Source organism: Kitasatospora paranensis, assembly GCF_039544005.1.
GTDB classification, from domain to species: Bacteria; Actinomycetota; Actinomycetes; order Streptomycetales; family Streptomycetaceae; genus Kitasatospora; species Kitasatospora paranensis.
In genome coordinates this window covers 5,227,015-5,243,013 of the sequence record NZ_BAABKV010000001.1, presented here as the reverse complement: position 1 = coordinate 5,243,013, position 15,999 = coordinate 5,227,015, and the positions used below count along the sequence as shown (strand labels likewise).

Genomic DNA, 15,999 nt, shown 5'->3' with positions numbered 1-15,999 from the left:
GGCCCCGCCCGGCACCGCTCAGTCGCAGACCGGCCCGCCCCCGGCCGACTCCTCGGCCGGGGCGCCCGCGGCGCCGCGGCGCCCCAGCACGTCCGGCAGCCGGGCGGCCGCCGCGACGCCCTCCAGATAGCCGCGGGCGCGCTCGGTGCGCGGGTACGCCTCCAGCAGCGCCCAGAAGCGCGGGCCGTGGTCCGGCACCAGCAGGTGCGCCAGCTCGTGCAGCAGGACGTAGTCGACCACGTAGCCGGGCATGCCCTGCAGGCGGTGGGAGAGCCTGATGGTGCGCTCGCTCGGGGTGCAGGAGCCCCAGCGGGAGTTCTGGTTGGTGACCCAGCGGACGTGCCCGGGCACCGCGCGGCCGCCGAGGTACTCCTCGGAGAGTTCGCGGGCCCGCGCGGCGAGCGCCCCGTCACCGGGCGTGCGGCGGCTCTCCTGCCGGGCCAGCCGCTCCAGCATCTGCGCCACCCAGCGCTGCTCCTCGGCGTGCGACATCCGGGCCGGGATCAGCACGATCGTCCGGTCGCCCTCGCGGTACGCGGAGACCGTCCGGCTACGCCGGGCGCTGCGCCGCACCTCGACCGCGACCGGGTCGGCCCCGACGGGCGCGGGGGCCGCGCCCCCGGACACCCGGTCGGTGTCCGCACCCGCGCCTTCGCGCGTGCCCGACTGCACCGCCGCGGGACGGGCGGCAGCCCGGGCCCGTCGCGGCGCCGAGGATCCGGTGTCCCGTTCGACCGCCATGGCACACGACGGTACCGGGTGCCACCGACAGAACCCGGCCGCCCCGGCCGGGTCCGACCGTGCAGGGCTCGCGGACGTCCGGCGAACGCGCGTTGTCCACAGGGTGTACGCACGACTCTTGTGATCATGCGATCGGGCCTGTGGACAACCGGATTCCCCACCCCGGCGGATCGGGCATGCTGCCCTCAGCGCGGCACCGTGCCGCGGGCCGCCCGCGCGGCCGAGGACCGCCGGAGGACCACCGTGCGCCCCATGCTCAAGCCCGCCCTCGCCCGGCTCTGGCGCGACGAGCGGACCCTGCAGTTCGGCGCCGTACGGCGGCACGCGCGGGTCGTCGAACAGGTCGACCGCCCGGTCGCCGCCTTCCTCGACCTGCTGGACGGCAGCCGCTCCACCGAGGAGCTGATCGCGGCCGGCGAGCGCCTCGGGCTCGGCCGCGCCGTCGCCGGGGCCCTGCTCGACTCCCTGGCCCGGGGCGAACTGCTCGACGACGCCGCGGCCCTGCGGCAGGCCCTCGACGGCTACCCGCGCGCCCGGCAGGAGCTGCTCGGGCCGGACGCCGCCGCCCTGTCCCTGGTCCACCCCGAACCGGGCGAGGCCGCCGAGGTGCTGACGGCCCGCCGCTCCGCCCGGGTCGAGGTGCGCGGCGCCGGCCGGGTGGGCGCCGCCCTGGCGGCCGTGCTCACCGCCGGCGGCGTCGGCACCGTCACCGTGGTCGACCGCGGCCGGGTCGCCGCCCGCGACTGCTCCCCGGCCGGCGTACCCGCCACCGACGTCGGCCGGCTGCGGACGACCGCGGCCCGCGAGGCCGTGCACCGCGCAGCCGGCTCCCCCGTCGGCGAGCGGCACCGCCCCGACCCGGTCTCCGCCGGTCCGCCCGCCCTCGTGGTGCTCGCCCCGCGGGACGGCTCGGCGGCCTTCGGCGGGGCGGCCACCGAGGCGCACGAGCTGATGCGCGCCGGCGTCCCGCACCTCTACGTCGGGGTGGTGGAACACCTCGGCGTGGTCGGGCCACTGGTGGTGCCCGGCGCCTCGTCCTGCGGCCGCTGCGCTTCGCTGACCCGGCAGGACGAGGACGACAGCTGGCCGCGGCTGCTCGCCCAGCTCGACGGCACCGGGGCCGGCCGGGCCCGGACACCGGCCTGCGACAGCGCGCTCGCCACCGCCGTCGCGGGCCTCGCCGCCCTGCACGCCCAGCTCTACCTGGACGGGGTGCTGCCGCCCAGCGTGGACGGCTGGTGCGAGGTGTCCGCCGCCGACGGCATGGCCCGCAGGCTGCGGCTGCCCTCCCATCCGGGCTGCGGATGCCTCTGGCCGTCCGCCCCGGTGCCCCGCAGGGGCGGCCGTGAGGGGCGGTGGCGCCCGGGCGGTGGCGCGGGCGGACCGGCGGCCGTGAGGGCGGTGGTGCGGGCATCGGTGCGGGCATCGGTGGGGCGTTCGCAGGCGGCGGGCGGGCGCCCGGGGCCGGCCCGCGCCCCGGCCGTCGCCCCGCGCCCCGAATACCAGTCCGGATACCAGTGTCGATATTCGTCGGACGGAGCCGGACGAACGGGCACAATGGCCTGGTGACCACAAGCCCGTGGTGGGCCACGCCCGGCGGCCCGCGTCGGCGGCCGCCGCCCGGGCGATCCGACTGGGCGATCCGACTGGAGGCTCCCGGGTGAGCGATCTACCGCGCAAGGCAGTGACCCGGACGGCCCGGCTGGCCGCGCTGCCGCTGGGGATTGCGGGCCGGGCCACGCTCGGCCTCGGCAAGCGGCTCGGCGGCCGGCCCGCCGACGTCGTCTCCGCCGAACTCCAACAGCGCACCGCCGAGCAGCTGTTCTCCACGCTCGGGCAGCTGAAGGGCGGTGCGATGAAGTTCGGGCAGGCCATGTCGGTCTTCGAGTCGGCCCTGCCCGAAGAGGTCGCCGGCCCCTACCGCGAAGCCCTGACGAAGCTTCAGGACTCCGCCCCCGCCATGCCCACCACGACCGTCCACACCGTGCTCGCCAAGCAGTTGGGCAGGGACTGGCGCGCGCAGTTCCGCAGCTTCGACGACCGCCCCACCGCCGCGGCCTCCATCGGCCAGGTGCACCGGGCGGTCTGGGCGGACGGCCGGGACGTCGCGGTCAAGGTGCAGTACCCGGGTGCCGGGGACGCCCTGCTGACCGACCTCTCCCAGCTGGCCCGGCTGGCCAAGGTCCTGGGGCCGCTGATCCCCGGGATGGACATGAAGCCGCTCATCGCCGAGCTGCGCGAGCGCGTCGCGGAGGAGCTCGACTACGAGCTGGAGGCCTCGGCGCAGCGGGTGCACGCGGAGGAGTTCGGCGACGACCCGGACATCGCCGTCCCCGGCGTGGTCGCCCAGGCCGGGCAGGTGCTGATCACCGAGTGGATGGACGGCACACCGCTGGCCCGGGTGATCGCCTCGGGCACCCCGCAGCAGCGCGACCGGGCGGGCCAGTTGCTCTCCCGCTTCCTGTTCGCCGGCCCGGCCCGGACGGGGCTGCTGCACGCCGACCCGCACCCGGGCAACTTCCGGCTGCTCACCGACGACGGCCCGGCCGACGGCTGGCGGCTGGGCGTGCTGGACTTCGGCACGGTGGACCGGCTGCCCGGCGGCCTGCCCACCCCGATCGGAACGTCGCTGCGGCTGGCGCTCGCCGACGACGCCCACGCGGTCTACACGCTGCTGCGGCAGGAGGGCTTCGTCCGGCCGACGATCACCCTGAACCCGGACGCGGTGCTCGACTACCTCCGGCCGATCATCGAGCCGACCCGGGTCGAGGAGTTCACCTTCACCCGCGACTGGATGCGGGCCCAGGCAGCCCGGATCGCCGACCCCCGCGGCCCGGCGTACAACCTCGGCAAGCAGCTCAACCTGCCGCCGTCGTACCTTCTCATCCACCGCGTGACGCTGAGCACCATCGGGGTGCTGTGCCAGCTGGGCTCCACCGTGCGGCTGCACGACGAGCTGACCGCGTGGCTGCCGGGCTTCACCGGCGACGCCTGACCGCGGCAGACCGGCCGGCACCCGCAGGCCCGCCCCGGACACGACGATGGCCGCCCCTCCGCAGGGGGCGGCCATCGGTGTTCTGGCTCGGTGGTGGTGCAGAGGCACCCGGCCGGGCGGCCGGGCGCCGGTTACATCACCGCGACGGCGAGTGCCCGGCGGGCACGCATCGACGCGCGCTCGGCCTTGCGCCGCAGCCGGTTGGCCCGGACGACGCGAAGGCCGACGCGTTGGTTCTCCGCCTCGCGGAGGCGTTCCTGCATATGGGCGCGGGCCAGGGATTCCTGGAGAAGATGCATTTCGAGGGTCCTGTTCTGGATCTGAAGTTCGGTGGTCTGCTCGAGGCGGACGGGCTGATCGGCGACGGGAATCATGTGGTGGTCCTGCTCGTGGTGCGTGCTCGGAAAGGGACTGTGGGCTGCGGCGTCCACCTTGGCGGCGGCGACGCGGACGGAACGGCGCAGGGCGTTGTCCTGCGGGGGCTGCTCTCCCCGTCGGACTCCTGCTGCTCCGTGACCGGAGGGCATATCGGCGGGCTTCACGCCATGACCTCGGTCTTGCGCGGACGGCCCCGCGGACGCTTGCGGGCCACGACCACACCCTGGACGAAGAGCTCGCCGCCCCAGACGCCCCACGGCTCGCGGCGCTCCAGCGCACCGGTGAGACAGGCGTCCTTGACCGGGCAGGTGCCGCAGAGCGACTTGGCGTACTCGACGTCGGCCGGGGTCTCGGCGAAGAAGACCTCCGGGTCGAACGCGCGGCACGGGACGGTCTGACCGAGAGCGTCGGCTTCGTCGATCGAGGTGAGCTGCATCAGGGATACCTCCGGGGGTCGGCCTGGTCGGCCTTGGTGAACTTGTCTGTCGGTACGGACGGGAGGGGCGGTGTGATGACCGTGGACACTTCTTCCTCGTCTTTTCTCAGTGGTTCCGGTCCAGCTGGCTGGTGGGGCTGGACCGGAGGCCCCGGAGGGCCTGATGGATCTTGCGTACCGGACAAAACAGAAGGGCCGCGGATCCCGGTGTGACGGGTTCCGCGGCCCTGGAGACGGCCGACCTGAGGCTGACTCAGGTGCGTTCACTCCAGGGTTTCGGGCCGCGGAAGGCCTTCATCCGGACGGCTTCGGCGCCGGTAAAGGCTGCCTCTGCCATGTCGATCTGCTGCTCGTCCTGCTTCTTGACTGCTCCGGCACCGGAGGCCTGCGCATAGCGGCCATGCTTGGCCACTACCGCCGCTGCCTTCGATGCCTGGGTCGGTCGCTCGTCGCGCAGCGCGATGCCGCCGCCGAGAATCGCCCAGTCTCCGGACAGACCCGTCTCATCGTTCGTGCGACCGAGGCCAGTGAAGCCGGAGCCACTGACAGTGAGGACGCCGAGACCGCTGAGACCCAGCCCGTTGTCGGCCGACACGGCCAGGCCGCCCACGCAGGGGGCGACGGCCGGGATGCCACGGGTGCCGAACAGGGAAACGGCGCACGAGGGCATGGCGACAACGGTCTGACCAGTCACTTTGGTGATCGGGTTCGTGATTTCCACTGTCTTCGCCTCCCTCGGCGTCTCGCGGTGCCCAGTCCCCCGGGCCCCGATGTTCGGATGTCTGTCGGTCGAGCAGGTGGTGCGGTGGAGCAGGTGCTGTCGTGCAGCTACGGCACGCGGAAGGATGCCCTTCCGTGGCCCTGCGGTCTTGTCGCCTCGACCGCTCCGGCAGGCTATTGCGCGCGGAGCACAGGGCGCAAACTATTTTTCCGGCGAGTTCCGGAGCGACGTCCGCGAGCGGCTCAGGCCGGCTCGCTCGAATCCCCCTCGAGCTCGTCACCGAGCTCTTCCCCCGCGCACAACGAGAGCACAGCGGCGCCGTACTTGTCCAGTTTCATGGCACCCACCCCGGAGATCAGGGCCAGCTCACGGGTGCTGCCCGGGACGTCCTCGGCGATCGCCATCAGCGTCGCGTCGGTGAAGACCACGTACGCGGGCGCGCCCTGCTGCTTCGCCTGCCGGGCCCGCCACTCGCGCAGCCGCTCGTACAGTGCCTCGTCCATCGACGAGGGGCAGCCCTCGCAGCGGCGCAGCTTGCGTTCCACCGCCTCGGTCAGCGTCCGTCCGCAGACCCGGCAGGTGACCGGGCCGCGGGGGCGCGGCGGCCCGCCGAACGGGACTCGCCGGCCTCCACGCCGCCGCGTCCGCCCCTGCCGCCGGCCCCGCGCGGTCCGCCGGAGCCGGGTCGCAGCCCGTCCAGGAAGCGGGTCGGTTTGCGGCTCGCCCGGCCGCCCGGGGAGCGGGACAGCGCCCAGGAGAGGGTGAGGTGCAGCCGGGCGCGGGTGACGCCGACGTACAGCAGCCGGCGCTCCTCCTCGACCTGCTCGTCGGTCTTGGCGTAGATGATCGGGAGGGTGCCCTCGGTGAGGCCGACCAGGAACACGGCGTCCCACTCCAGGCCCTTGGCGGCGTGCAGCGAGGCCAGGGTGACGCCCTCGACGGCGGGGGCGTGCTGGGCGGCGGCGCGGGCGTCCAGCTCGGCGACGTAGGCGGTGAGGTCGGCGCTCCCGCCGGCCTGCCGGCGGGCCGCCTCGAACTCCTCGGCGAGCCGGACGAGCGCGGCCAGCGACTCCCACCGCTCGCGGACGGAGCCGGAGCCGGCCGGCGGGGTGGGGGTGAAGCCGCGGGTGGCGAGCACCGCGCGGACCTGGCCGGCCAGGTCGGGCTCGTCGGCGGTGAGCGGGTCGGCGGAGGCCCGGGCGGCGCCCTTGAGCAGCAGCCCGGCGTCGCGGACCTCGGGCCGCTCGAAGAACCGTTCGGCGCCCTTGAGCTGGTAGGAGATGCCGAGGTCGGCCAGCGCCTGCTCGTACACCTCGGACTGGCCGTTGGTGCGGAACAGCACGGCGATCTCGCTCGCCCGCACACCGGCGTCGAGCAGCCTGCGGATGCGGTGCCCGGTGGACTCCGCCTCGGTCGGCTCGTCCTGGTACTCGACGTACTCCGGCTCGGGGCCGGCCTCGCGCTGGGAGACCAGCTCCAGGCGGTGCTGGGCGGCCTGGCCGCGGGCCTGGGCGAGCAGCCCGTTGGCCAGGTGGACGACCTGGGGGTGGAGCGGTAGTCGCGGACGAGCTTGACCACGGTGGCGTCCGGGTGCCGGGTGCGGAAGTTCAGCAGGTAGTCCGGGGTGGCGCCGGTGAAGGAGTAGATGGTCTGGCTGGCGTCGCCGACCACGCACAGGCTCGCGCCGCCGGCCGTCCACTGGTCGAGCAGCCGCTGCTGGAGCGGCGAGACGTCCTGGTACTCGTCGACGGTGAAGTGCCGGTACTGGGCGCGGACCCGGTCGGCGATCTCCGGGCGGTCCTCCAGGATGGCGGCGGTGAGCAGCAGCACGTCCTCGAAGTCGATCACCCCGCGTTCGCGCTTGGTCTGCTCGTAGGTGGCGTAGACCCGGGCGATCTCGGCCGCGTCCCGCGGCGCGTCGCGGCCGCTCTTGAGGACGGCCGCCGGGTAGTCGTCGGGGACGATCTGGGTGACCTTGGCCCACTCGATCTCGCCGGTGAGGTCGCGCAGTTCGGTGCGCTGGACGCGCAGCCCGCTGCGGGAGGCGGCCTCGGCGACGAGCTGGACCTTGCGCTCCAGCAGGCGCGGCACCTCGCCGCCGACGGCGCGCGGCCAGAAGTACTGGAGCTGGCGCAGGGCGGCGGAGTGGAAGGTCCGGGCCTGCACGCCCTCGGCGCCGAGCTGGCGGAGCCGGCCGCGCATCTCGCCGGCCGCGCGCGCGGTGAAGGTCACGGCGAGCACCTGCTGCGGCTGGTAGACGCCGCTGCGGACGCCGTAGGCGATCCGGTGGGTGATGGCCCTGGTCTTGCCGGTGCCGGCGCCGGCGAGCACGCAGACCGGGCCGTGCAGGGAGGTGGCGACGGCGCGCTGTTCGGGGTCGAGCCCGGCGAGCACGGCGTCGGCGCCGACGGGGGCGCCGTCGTACGGGTCGTACGGGTCGTGCGGGCCGGGCATGCCCAGGAGCTCTTCCTGCATGGCTACCATCCTCTCAGCCCGACGGGCGGTGCGGACCGGACGGACATCCTGGCACCGGTGACCGACAGCGCGGGCCGGGCCGTCCACAGGCGGGTCCACCCGGTCCGATGGTCACCCCGCGAAGGGGCGTGTGGCCTTCCGCACGCGCCCCCGCGTGCAAGGAATGACGGATGCACGCCGCGCGTTGGGATGCTCGACCGCACGCCCCCTGTTTCGAAGGAGTACGCCGCCATGTCCGGCACCGTCACGATGTACAGCACGACCTGGTGCGGCTACTGCAACCGCCTCAAGAGCCAGCTGGATCGCGAGGGCATCGCGTACTCCGAGATCAACATCGAGGAGGACGCGGCGTCGGCCGACTACGTGGAGTCGGTGAACAACGGCAACCAGACCGTGCCGACCGTGGTCGTGGTCTCCGCCGAGGGTCAGCAGAGCGTGCTGACCAACCCGAGCCTGCGCCAGGTCCAGGCCGCCCTGGTCTGAGCCGGGCACCCCGCCGGAGGCGGGCGGCGGCCGGGCCGTCGCCCGCCTCCGGCGTGTCCGCCCCGAGCGGCGCCCCTGACGGCCCGTCGGTGTCCCTCAGCGGCCGTCGAGGCCGTACAGCAGCCGGCAGCGGTCCGCGGCGTAGCGGGTCTCGATCACCCGGACGGGACCGCGCGCGTCGCGGGTGACCCGGGTCTGGACGAGCAGCGGCACGCCGGGGCCGATCTCGAACCAGGCGGCCTCCTCGGGGCCGGGCATCCGTGCGACCAGGTGGTCGAGGGCCGTGCGTTCCGCCCGGCCGATCGCCGACAGCACCGTCTCGTCGCCGCCCGGCACCGCCTCCGGCTCCATCAGCGGGGTCCCGGCGGCCAGCCCGGCCCGGTAGTGGCTCTCCTCGATGGAGTACGGCTCACGGTCCGTCAGGCGGAGCTGGCGGCGGACCACGACCGCCTCGCCGGGGAGCATCCCGAGCAGGCCGGCGATGTCGGCGCGGGCACGGACGACGAGCATCTCGAAGTCGGCGGTGAGCCGCCGCCCCGCGGCGGACGCCTCGTCGGCGTAGACGCGGGTGGGCGCGGCCAGGCAGTCGGCGCGGCCCTCGGCGGGCGGCGGGCCGAACGCCCGGTGGTCCATCAGCGGCTGCTGCTTGAGGTAGGTGCCCTTGCCCTGGAGGCGGACGAGGCGGCCCTCGTTGACCAGGACGTCGACGGCGAGACGCACGGTGTTGCGGGCCACGCCGTAGTGCACCTCCAGCTCGGTCTCGACGGGCAGTTGCGCGCCGCCCTGCCACTCGCCGGACTCGATCCGGCGGCGCAGGTCGGACGCGAGTCGCTGGTACTTGGGGGCGGGTACGCCGGCTCGGGGGATCGTCACCCGAGTGAATGTAGCCATTCGGCTTGCGCCATTTCAGCGAAACCGGCCAATATTGCCCACGATCGGGGATTGCGGATCCGGTCCCCCATCGGATCGTTTCCCGTCGTTCGTCGACACGGTCCGTGGATTTCCCGCACGGTATTCCCACCACGCACACCCGGGGGCGGAGCATGCCCGTCAGCAGTACCTCGCGACAGATCGAGACCCGTCACGACGGGTACGACCGCACCGACTCCTCCGGCGCCGAGCGCCGCTCCGGCCGCGTGCTCGCGGCCGCCGAGCGCGGCGCCTGGTCCGCGTCGGCGAGCTTCCCGCCGCAGCCGGCGAACGTCGCACGGGCCCGTCGGCTGACCCGGACGGCGCTGGCCGCCTGGGGCGCGGCGCACCTGTCGGACAGCGCCGAGCTGCTGATGTCCGAGCTGGTCACCAACGCCCTGCGGTACGGGCGGGGCGCCGTGTCGATCGCCCTGACGCTGACCGACGGCGCCCTGCAGATCTCGGTCTCGGACTTCGGCCGGGGCGTGCCGACGCTGCGGGTCGCCGCCGAGGACGAGACCACCGGCCGCGGGCTGGCACTGGTCACGGCGCTGTGCGCCCGGTGGACGGTGACCACCCGGCTGAACGGCAAGACGGTCAGCTGCTGGCTGGAGCTGACGTAGCACCTCCCCCGAAGAAACCCGTCGATCATCCGATCAACACATTCCCGAAGACGTCCGAATGCGATCGGACAATTCCATTCCGGAGCAGAGAAAGGGCGCGCGGCCGGTGGCCGCGCGCCTTTCTGCCTCTGTCGGCAGACCCTCCGCCGCTACCAGCGGGCCGCCGCGGGCAGCGGCTCGCCGTACCAGAGTTCGACCAGATGACGGGCGATCGAAATCCCGGACGGCGGAACGATCTCACCCGCCGCCATCCCCGCGGCCAACTCCTCGCGGGAGAACCAGCGGGCCTCGGACAGCTCCTCGCCGTCCACGGTGATCGCGGTGCCCGCCGGGTCCGCCGTCCCCGTGAAGCCCAGCATCAGGCTGGACGGGAACGGCCACGGCTGGCTCGCCACGTACGTCACGTCGGCGACCCGGACCCCGGCCTCCTCGAAGACCTCGCGGGCGACCGCCTGCTCGATCGACTCGCCCGGCTCCACGAAGCCGGCCAGGGTCGACCAGCGGCCCTCCGGCCACAGCGCCTGCCGGCCCAGCAGGCAGCGGTCCTCGCCGTCCGTGATCAGCATGATCACCGCCGGATCGGTCCGCGGGTAGTGCTCGGCCGCGCAGGAGGTGCAGCGGCGCACGTGGCCGGCCCCGGCCTTCTCCGTCGGGTGGCCGCAGCGCGAGCAGAAGCTGTGCAGCCGGTGCCAGTGCTCCAGCGCCACCGCGTGCACCAGCAGTCCGGCGTCCCGGTCGCGGAGCGTGGCGCCGACCTCGCGCAGCCCGGCCGGACGGGCGTCGCCGTCCAGCCGGCCCGGCAGGGTCTCGCCGGCCAGCGCGAAGTACGACACCCCGTCGTCGTCGGTGCCGAGGTAGAACCGGTCGCCGTCCTCCGGCGCCTCGAAGGACGGAAGCAGCACCAGTTCGGTGCCCGCCTCGGTGTCGACGACGAAGACCTCGCCGCCGGCGATCGGCAGCACCTTGGTGGTCGGGTGGCTCCACGCCGCGGCGAGCCAGGGCTCGTCGAAGCGGTGGTGCGCGCCGCGGTCCACCCCGGCACGGGCAAGCGCGAGGTGCTTGGTCTCAGGCACGCTGCTCAACTCGGTCCATCCCCGTTCGCGATCGAATTCCCGGTCACGTGCTCAACTGCCGTTCGCGGCAAGTTCGCCCCACAGGTACGCCGAGGTCTCGACGCCCTTGCGGAGCAGGTCCAGCTCCACCTTCTCGTTGACGGAGTGCCAGCCGTCGGACGGGACGGAGATGCCCAGGAACAGCACCGGCGCGCCCAGCACGTCCTGCAGGTCGGCGGCCGGCCCGGAGCCGCCCTCCCGGGTGAAGAGGATCTTCTGCTCGAAGGCCCGGCCCATCGCCCGCACGACGGCCTGCAGCGCCGGGTGGTCCAGCGGCGTCAGGCACGGCCGGGTCGCGCCGGGGAAGGCGATCTCGTACCGGATGCCGTCCGGCACCTGGCCGGCGACCCAGGAGCGGACGGCCTCGCGGACCTTCTCCACCTCCTGGCCGGCGACCAGCCGGAAGGACAGCTTCAGGTGTGCCTCGGCCGGGACGATGGTCTTGCCGCCCGGGCCGGTGTACCCGCCCCAGATGCCGTTGACCTCGGCGGTCGGCCGCGCCCAGACCCGCTCCAGGGTGCTGTAGCCGGCCTCGCCCAGGGTGCCGTACGACTTGGCGACCCGCAGCCACTGCGCCTCGTCGAAGGGCAGCTCGGCGAAGAGCGCGCGCTCGGCCTCGCTCAGCTCCACGACACCGTCGTAGAAGCCCGGGACGGCGACCCTCCGGTCGGCGTCGTGCAGCGCGGCGGCCAGCGCGGCCGCGACATCCGCCGGGTTGGGGACGGCGCCGCCGAACGAGCCGGAGTGGATGTCGGAGTCCGGGCCGAAGAAGTCGATCTGGCAGTCGGCGAGACCGCGCATGCCGGTGCAGACGGTCGGGGTGTCCTCGGACCACATCCCGGTGTCGGAGATGATCACCACGTCCGCGGCGAGCCGCTCGGCCTCGCGGCGCACCAGCGCGGCGAAGTTCGGGGAGCCGGACTCCTCCTCGCCCTCGATCAGCAGCTTGAGGTTGACCGCCGGGGCGGTACGGCCGGTGGCGGCGAGGTGGGCGCGCACCCCCAGGGTGTGGAAGAAGACCTGCCCCTTGTCGTCCGCGGCGCCGCGGGCGAACAGCCGGCGCCCGACGACGGTCGGCGTGAACGGCTCGGTGGCCCAGCCGTCCTCCAGCGCGGCGGGCTGCACGTCGTGGTGCCCGTAGACCAGGACGGTCGGCGCGGACTCGTCCCCCGACGGCCACTCGGCGAACACCGCGGGCAGCCCGTCCGTCTCCCACACCTCGGCGACCGGGAAGCCGGTGGCGCGCAGGGCCCCGACCAGCCAGTCGGCGGAGCGGCGGACGTCGTCGGCCCGGTCCGGTTCGGCGGAGACGGAGGGGATGCTCAGCCAGTCGGAGAGTTCGCGCAGGAAGGCGGGCTCGTGCTCGTCGATGAAGGTACGGACGACGCTGTCCGGGGTTTTCGTCATACGGACGACTTTAGTTCGCCCGGACGGGTGCGCGCCCACGGCCTCCCCGGCCCACCCGTTACCTCGGTCACCTCCCGCCCCGTGACGGGAGGTGACCGGGGCCGGTCAGGCCGCCCGGCGGCCGAGCGCCAGCCGGGAGCGGGTGAACAGCATGGCCAGGCCGACCGCGACCAGCGGCAGGACGACCAGGGTGACACCCATGTCCAGCCACGGGAAGACGATCACCGCGGGCCGGCTGCCGCCGACGACGCCGTCGACGGCGGACGCCTCCAGCTTCCGCAGGGCCACCGCCGGGACGACCCCGCAGACCGTGCCGAGCACGGTGCCCATCGCCGCGATCACCCCGCACTGGAAGCCGGAGAGCCGCCGCCGGATGCCCCCGCTCGCGCCGACCGCGGCCAGGGTGGCGAGGTCGCGCTGCGAGTCGGCCGCCGCGAGTCCGGTGGCGATGCCGGCCGCGCCGAGCGCGACGATCGCCGCGAACCCGGACAGCGCGAGGCCCACCAGGGTCTGCTGGGACCGGTAGCCGCGCTCGACCCGCAGCTCGGCCCGGTCGTCGACCTTGCCCACCGCCGCGGTGGCCTTCTGCTCGGACGCCGAGGACGGCGCGGTCGCGGGCAGCCACACGCTGCCGCTGGGACGGACGAGCAGGCCGAGCCGCTGCGCGGTCTGCGGGCTCACCACCGCCTGGGCGCTCGCCGTCCCGGCGTGCACCAGCACGGCGTCGACGCTCACGTGCTCGACGACCGGCTCGGCCTTCGGGTTCCTCGCCGTCTCCTCCTCGGTCGGCGACGCGGACAGATCGAGGGTGATCCGGCCGTCCTTGAGGTACTTCGGGTCGAAGACGACCGCCTTGCCGGCCTCCAGCGCCCGGCCCGCGGCCGGGTCGCTCACCCCGAACATGTTGGCCAGCAGCGTGGCGTCCCCCGCCGGCACCATGGTGTCGCCGAAGTAGACCTGGGCCGGGTCCGGCCTGCACCGCGGGTCCTCGCGCTGCAGGCGCTGCAGTTCGGCCTGGTCGAACTGCCGGTCCGGGCTGTCCGGGTCCTGGGAGGGGCAGCGGTTCTCCTTGGGGATCTGCACCCCGAACCAGCCGCAGCCGCGGGGGTGTCGCAGCCCTTCCCGTACGTCGTGCCGTAGAGGTCGGCACGACGGCCGAGGTCCGGGACGGACCGCTCGACCGCACTGCGCAGCGCCGCGATGTCCGGCCCGTCGGTGCCGTGCCCGTCGTAGGTGTGCACCATCACGGCGCCGCTGGGCAGCACCGCGTGGTACCCCTGGCGCTGCTCCTGGTCGGCGCTGGCGGAGTAGATGCCGACGGCGACCGCGCCCGCCACCGCCGCCATCACGGCGGCCACGGCCGGGGCGGTGCGGCCGCGGTGGCGGACGGCGTCGCGCAGGGCGAGGCGCGGGCTGAGCGGCAGGTGGCGGCCGAGCCGGCCGAAGAAGCCGATCAGCAGCGGGGTGCAGGCGATCATGCCGAGTTCGGCGACGGCCGAGCCGCCGAGGACGGCGGCGGTGCGCCAGACCGTGCCGGTGGCGGTGCCGAGCAGCGCGAGCGCCGCTCCGCTGCCGACCATCACCAGGCCGGCCAGGGCCAGCTTGCGGCTGGCGGGCTTGACGGAGCCGCGCCCGGTGAGCGCCTCCACGACGTCCTGCCGGGCGGCCTGGAAGGCCGGGACGACGGCGGCGAGCAGGCCGGTGACCAGACCGATCGCCGCGACACCGAGCAGGTCCAGCGGTTGCAGGTCGAAGTGGCCGAACCGCCGGCCGGCGGTCTCCTCGGCCCACGGCTGCAGCACGGCGACCAGACCGACGGCCAGCACCACGCCGACGACCGCGCCGGCGATGCCCAGCACCACGCCGCCACCGAGCACCACGGCCCGGATGTGCGAGCGGTCCCCGCCGCCGGCGGCGAGCAGGCCGAGCTGGCGGCGCGAGCGGCGGGCCCCCACCGCGAAGGCGGGGCCGGCCAGCAGCACGATCTCCAGCAGCGCCATGCCGACGACGGTGCCCAGCACGACCAGGGCGGTGGAGTCGATGCGCTGGTAGCTGCCGCCGTGGGCGTCCTGCCAGGCGTAGAAGGGCACCTGGGCACGGGCCGGCGGGTCGAGCAGGACGGTGCGCGAGGCGGCCGTGAAGCCGTACTTGTTGAGTTCGAGCACCTGGGGCCAGTCCAGCGAGGCCCCCGCGGGCAGCCGGACGAGCCAGGAGCCCCGGCCCGGGGCGCCGCCCTTGTCCAGGGCGTCGACGAGCGCGCCGGGGCGGCCGACCACGGTGGTGCTGTGCAGGTCCGACGGGTCCTCGACGATCCCGGTGACGGTGAACCGCCGCCCGGTCAGGCCGGTGAAGGTGGTGGTGTCACCGACGTGGAGTCCGGCCTGGTCGAGGAAGGCCCGGGTGGCGGCGATCTCGTCGGCCGCGGCCGGCGGCCGTCCGCCGACGAGGTCGAGCCGGCCGTGCCAGACGGGGTCGGAGAGGTCGGCCTCGGCGGTGTCGACGCCGAGCCGGCCGTCCTTGGTGGTGGCGGAGGCCCGCGGGCCGTTCACCACCGGGACCAGGGTGGTGCCCCGCGGCAGGAGGGCCGTGGCGAGGGCGGCGGGGTCGGTGTCCCGGCTGCGCTTCTCCTCGGGGGTGAGGTCCCTCTTCTTGGCCGCCGGGTCGTCCGACGTGCCGCCCCACGAGGTCTCGCCGGCGTCGGGCGACTGGAGGACGGCCTGGCCGCGCTGCTCCAGCTGCAGCAGGGCGTCGGCCCGGCCCATCTGACGGACGATCGCCTCGCCCGGGTCGAGCTCGGCACTGCGGTAGACGACGTCGGCACCGGCCACACCGAGCACCGGAAGCGCGATCATGGCCAGCACGAGGGCGCTGCGGCCCTTGGCGCGCAGGGCGTCGCGGCGGGCTATCCGCAGGGCGGCCCGCCAGGCTCGGACGTTCACTCGCCGGGCCCCTTCACGCTGTTGGTGGCCGCGGTGACCAGCAGGCTGGCCGCGTCGCGGCTGACGCTCTGGTCGACCAGGCGGCCGTCACGCAGGAAGACCACGCGGTCCGCCCAGGCGGCGTGCCGGGCCTCGTGGGTGACCATCATGGCCGCGGCACCGGCGTCGCAGCGGGCGCGCAGCACGGCCAGGACGGACTCGCCCGTGGTGGAGTCGAGGGCGCCGGTGGGCTCGTCGGCGAGGACGAGGCGGCGGTCACCGATCAGGGCGCGGGCGATGGCGACCCGCTGCTGCTGGCCGCCGGACATGTCGTCCGGGAAGCGGTCCGCGAGCTCGCCGATGCCGAGCTCCTCCAGGGCGGCGACGGCCTCGCGGCGGGCGGCCCGGCCGGAGACGCCGTCGAGTTCGCGCGGCAGCGCGATGTTCTCGGCGGCGGTGAGCGCCGGGATGAGGTTGTAGTCCTGGAAGACGTAGCCGACGGCGCGGCGGCGGACCTGGGCCTGCTTCTTGCGGGACAGGTCGCCGAGGTCGGTGCCCTCGATCAGCACCCGGCCGGTGGTCGGGCTGTCCAGACCGCCGGCGAGGGTCAGCAGGGTGGACTTGCCGGAGCCCGACGGGCCCATCACGGCGACGAGTTCGCCGGGGAAGACGGCGAGGTCGACGTCGCGCAGCGCGTGCACCTCGGCGGCTCCCTGGCCGTGGACACGGCCGACCCGGTCCAGATGCAGGACGGGCGCGACGGACCGTCCTTCGGTGGGTGTACTCACAGTTCCCCTGCGG

General features: G+C 74.5%; 14 protein-coding genes and 1 pseudogene. 4 read left to right on the top strand and 11 right to left on the bottom strand.

The annotated features are described in order from the left end of the window. Window positions 1-18 precede the first annotated feature (18 nt). Complete coding sequence (locus ABEB13_RS25250) at window positions 19-741, bottom strand: M48 metallopeptidase family protein (protein WP_345707313.1); 723 nt, start codon at window positions 739-741, stop codon at window positions 19-21. A gap of 252 nt (window positions 742-993) precedes the next feature. On the opposite strand from ABEB13_RS25250, the gene ABEB13_RS25245 reads away from it, so the two are divergent. After that, window positions 994-2,310, top strand: a complete 1,317-nt coding sequence (locus ABEB13_RS25245; RefSeq protein WP_345707312.1) for a ThiF family adenylyltransferase — start codon at window positions 994-996, stop codon at window positions 2,308-2,310. Window positions 2,311-2,401: 91 nt separating this feature from the next. Further along, on the top strand, window positions 2,402-3,736 hold the full coding sequence (locus tag ABEB13_RS25240) for an ABC1 kinase family protein (RefSeq protein WP_345707311.1): 1,335 nt from the start codon (window positions 2,402-2,404) through the stop codon (window positions 3,734-3,736). Between the two features lie 131 nt (window positions 3,737-3,867). Here the strand turns inward: ABEB13_RS25240 and ABEB13_RS40735 are convergent, their stop codons facing one another. The 4 genes and pseudogenes from ABEB13_RS40735 to ABEB13_RS25220 form a co-directional block, all read right to left on the bottom strand. Continuing rightward, on the bottom strand, window positions 3,868-4,110 hold the full coding sequence (locus tag ABEB13_RS40735; protein WP_380230332.1) for a hypothetical protein: 243 nt from the start codon (window positions 4,108-4,110) through the stop codon (window positions 3,868-3,870). Window positions 4,111-4,274: 164 nt separating this feature from the next. Next, window positions 4,275-4,715 (bottom strand): WhiB family transcriptional regulator, encoded by a 441-nt coding sequence (locus ABEB13_RS40730; RefSeq protein ID WP_425559971.1) that lies wholly within the window; start codon window positions 4,713-4,715, stop codon window positions 4,275-4,277. An 88-nt stretch (window positions 4,716-4,803) separates the two neighbouring features. Further along, window positions 4,804-5,271, bottom strand: a complete 468-nt coding sequence (locus ABEB13_RS25225) for a hypothetical protein (RefSeq protein WP_345707308.1) — start codon at window positions 5,269-5,271, stop codon at window positions 4,804-4,806. Window positions 5,272-5,513: 242 nt separating this feature from the next. After that, window positions 5,514-7,725 (bottom strand): annotated as a pseudogene (locus ABEB13_RS25220) (ATP-dependent DNA helicase UvrD2). Between the two features lie 252 nt (window positions 7,726-7,977). Here ABEB13_RS25220 and ABEB13_RS25215 point away from each other — a divergent pair. Further along, window positions 7,978-8,229: a mycoredoxin gene (locus ABEB13_RS25215; RefSeq protein WP_100888625.1), complete on the top strand. Its 252-nt coding sequence runs from the start codon at window positions 7,978-7,980 to the stop codon at window positions 8,227-8,229. Window positions 8,230-8,325: 96 nt separating this feature from the next. On the opposite strand, the gene ABEB13_RS25210 is transcribed toward ABEB13_RS25215, so the two are convergent. Then, window positions 8,326-9,102, bottom strand: coding sequence for a GntR family transcriptional regulator (locus ABEB13_RS25210; RefSeq protein WP_345707307.1), 777 nt, complete (start codon window positions 9,100-9,102; stop codon window positions 8,326-8,328). A gap of 170 nt (window positions 9,103-9,272) precedes the next feature. On the opposite strand from ABEB13_RS25210, the gene ABEB13_RS25205 reads away from it, so the two are divergent. Then, window positions 9,273-9,761 carry an ATP-binding protein gene (locus tag ABEB13_RS25205; RefSeq protein WP_345707306.1) on the top strand — a complete coding sequence of 163 codons (489 nt, stop codon included), beginning with the start codon at window positions 9,273-9,275 and terminating at the stop codon, window positions 9,759-9,761. A gap of 149 nt (window positions 9,762-9,910) precedes the next feature. Here ABEB13_RS25205 and nudC read toward each other — a convergent pair whose 3' ends face one another. The 5 genes from nudC to ABEB13_RS25180 form a co-directional block, all read right to left on the bottom strand. Further along, on the bottom strand, window positions 9,911-10,843 hold the full coding sequence (nudC, locus tag ABEB13_RS25200) for an NAD(+) diphosphatase (RefSeq protein WP_345707305.1): 933 nt from the start codon (window positions 10,841-10,843) through the stop codon (window positions 9,911-9,913). A 42-nt stretch (window positions 10,844-10,885) separates the two neighbouring features. Further along, on the bottom strand, window positions 10,886-12,280 hold the full coding sequence (locus tag ABEB13_RS25195; RefSeq protein ID WP_345707304.1) for a dipeptidase: 1,395 nt from the start codon (window positions 12,278-12,280) through the stop codon (window positions 10,886-10,888). A 105-nt stretch (window positions 12,281-12,385) separates the two neighbouring features. Continuing rightward, complete coding sequence (locus ABEB13_RS25190; RefSeq protein ID WP_345707303.1) at window positions 12,386-13,219, bottom strand: ABC transporter permease family protein; 834 nt, start codon at window positions 13,217-13,219, stop codon at window positions 12,386-12,388. Then, window positions 13,171-15,219, bottom strand: coding sequence for an FtsX-like permease family protein (locus ABEB13_RS25185; protein WP_345707302.1), 2,049 nt, complete (start codon window positions 15,217-15,219; stop codon window positions 13,171-13,173). The genes ABEB13_RS25190 and ABEB13_RS25185 overlap by 49 nt, the downstream gene beginning before the upstream one ends. Continuing rightward, window positions 15,216-15,986 (bottom strand): ABC transporter ATP-binding protein, encoded by a 771-nt coding sequence (locus ABEB13_RS25180; protein ID WP_345707301.1) that lies wholly within the window; start codon window positions 15,984-15,986, stop codon window positions 15,216-15,218. The genes ABEB13_RS25185 and ABEB13_RS25180 overlap by 4 nt, the downstream gene beginning before the upstream one ends. Window positions 15,987-15,999 lie beyond the last annotated feature (13 nt).

Coding starts and splice junctions, on each gene's coding strand:
- ABEB13_RS25250 (WP_345707313.1), bottom strand. CDS start 741: ATGGCGGTCGAACGGGACACCGGATCCTCGGCGCCGCGACGGGCCCGG.
- ABEB13_RS25245 (WP_345707312.1), top strand. CDS start 994: ATGCTCAAGCCCGCCCTCGCCCGGCTCTGGCGCGACGAGCGGACCCTG.
- ABEB13_RS40735 (WP_380230332.1), bottom strand. CDS start 4,110: ATGATTCCCGTCGCCGATCAGCCCGTCCGCCTCGAGCAGACCACCGAA.
- ABEB13_RS25215 (WP_100888625.1), top strand. CDS start 7,978: ATGTCCGGCACCGTCACGATGTACAGCACGACCTGGTGCGGCTACTGC.
- ABEB13_RS25205 (WP_345707306.1), top strand. CDS start 9,273: ATGCCCGTCAGCAGTACCTCGCGACAGATCGAGACCCGTCACGACGGG.
- ABEB13_RS25195 (WP_345707304.1), bottom strand. CDS start 12,280: ATGACGAAAACCCCGGACAGCGTCGTCCGTACCTTCATCGACGAGCAC.
- ABEB13_RS25190 (WP_345707303.1), bottom strand. CDS start 13,219: ATGGTGCCGGCGGGGGACGCCACGCTGCTGGCCAACATGTTCGGGGTG.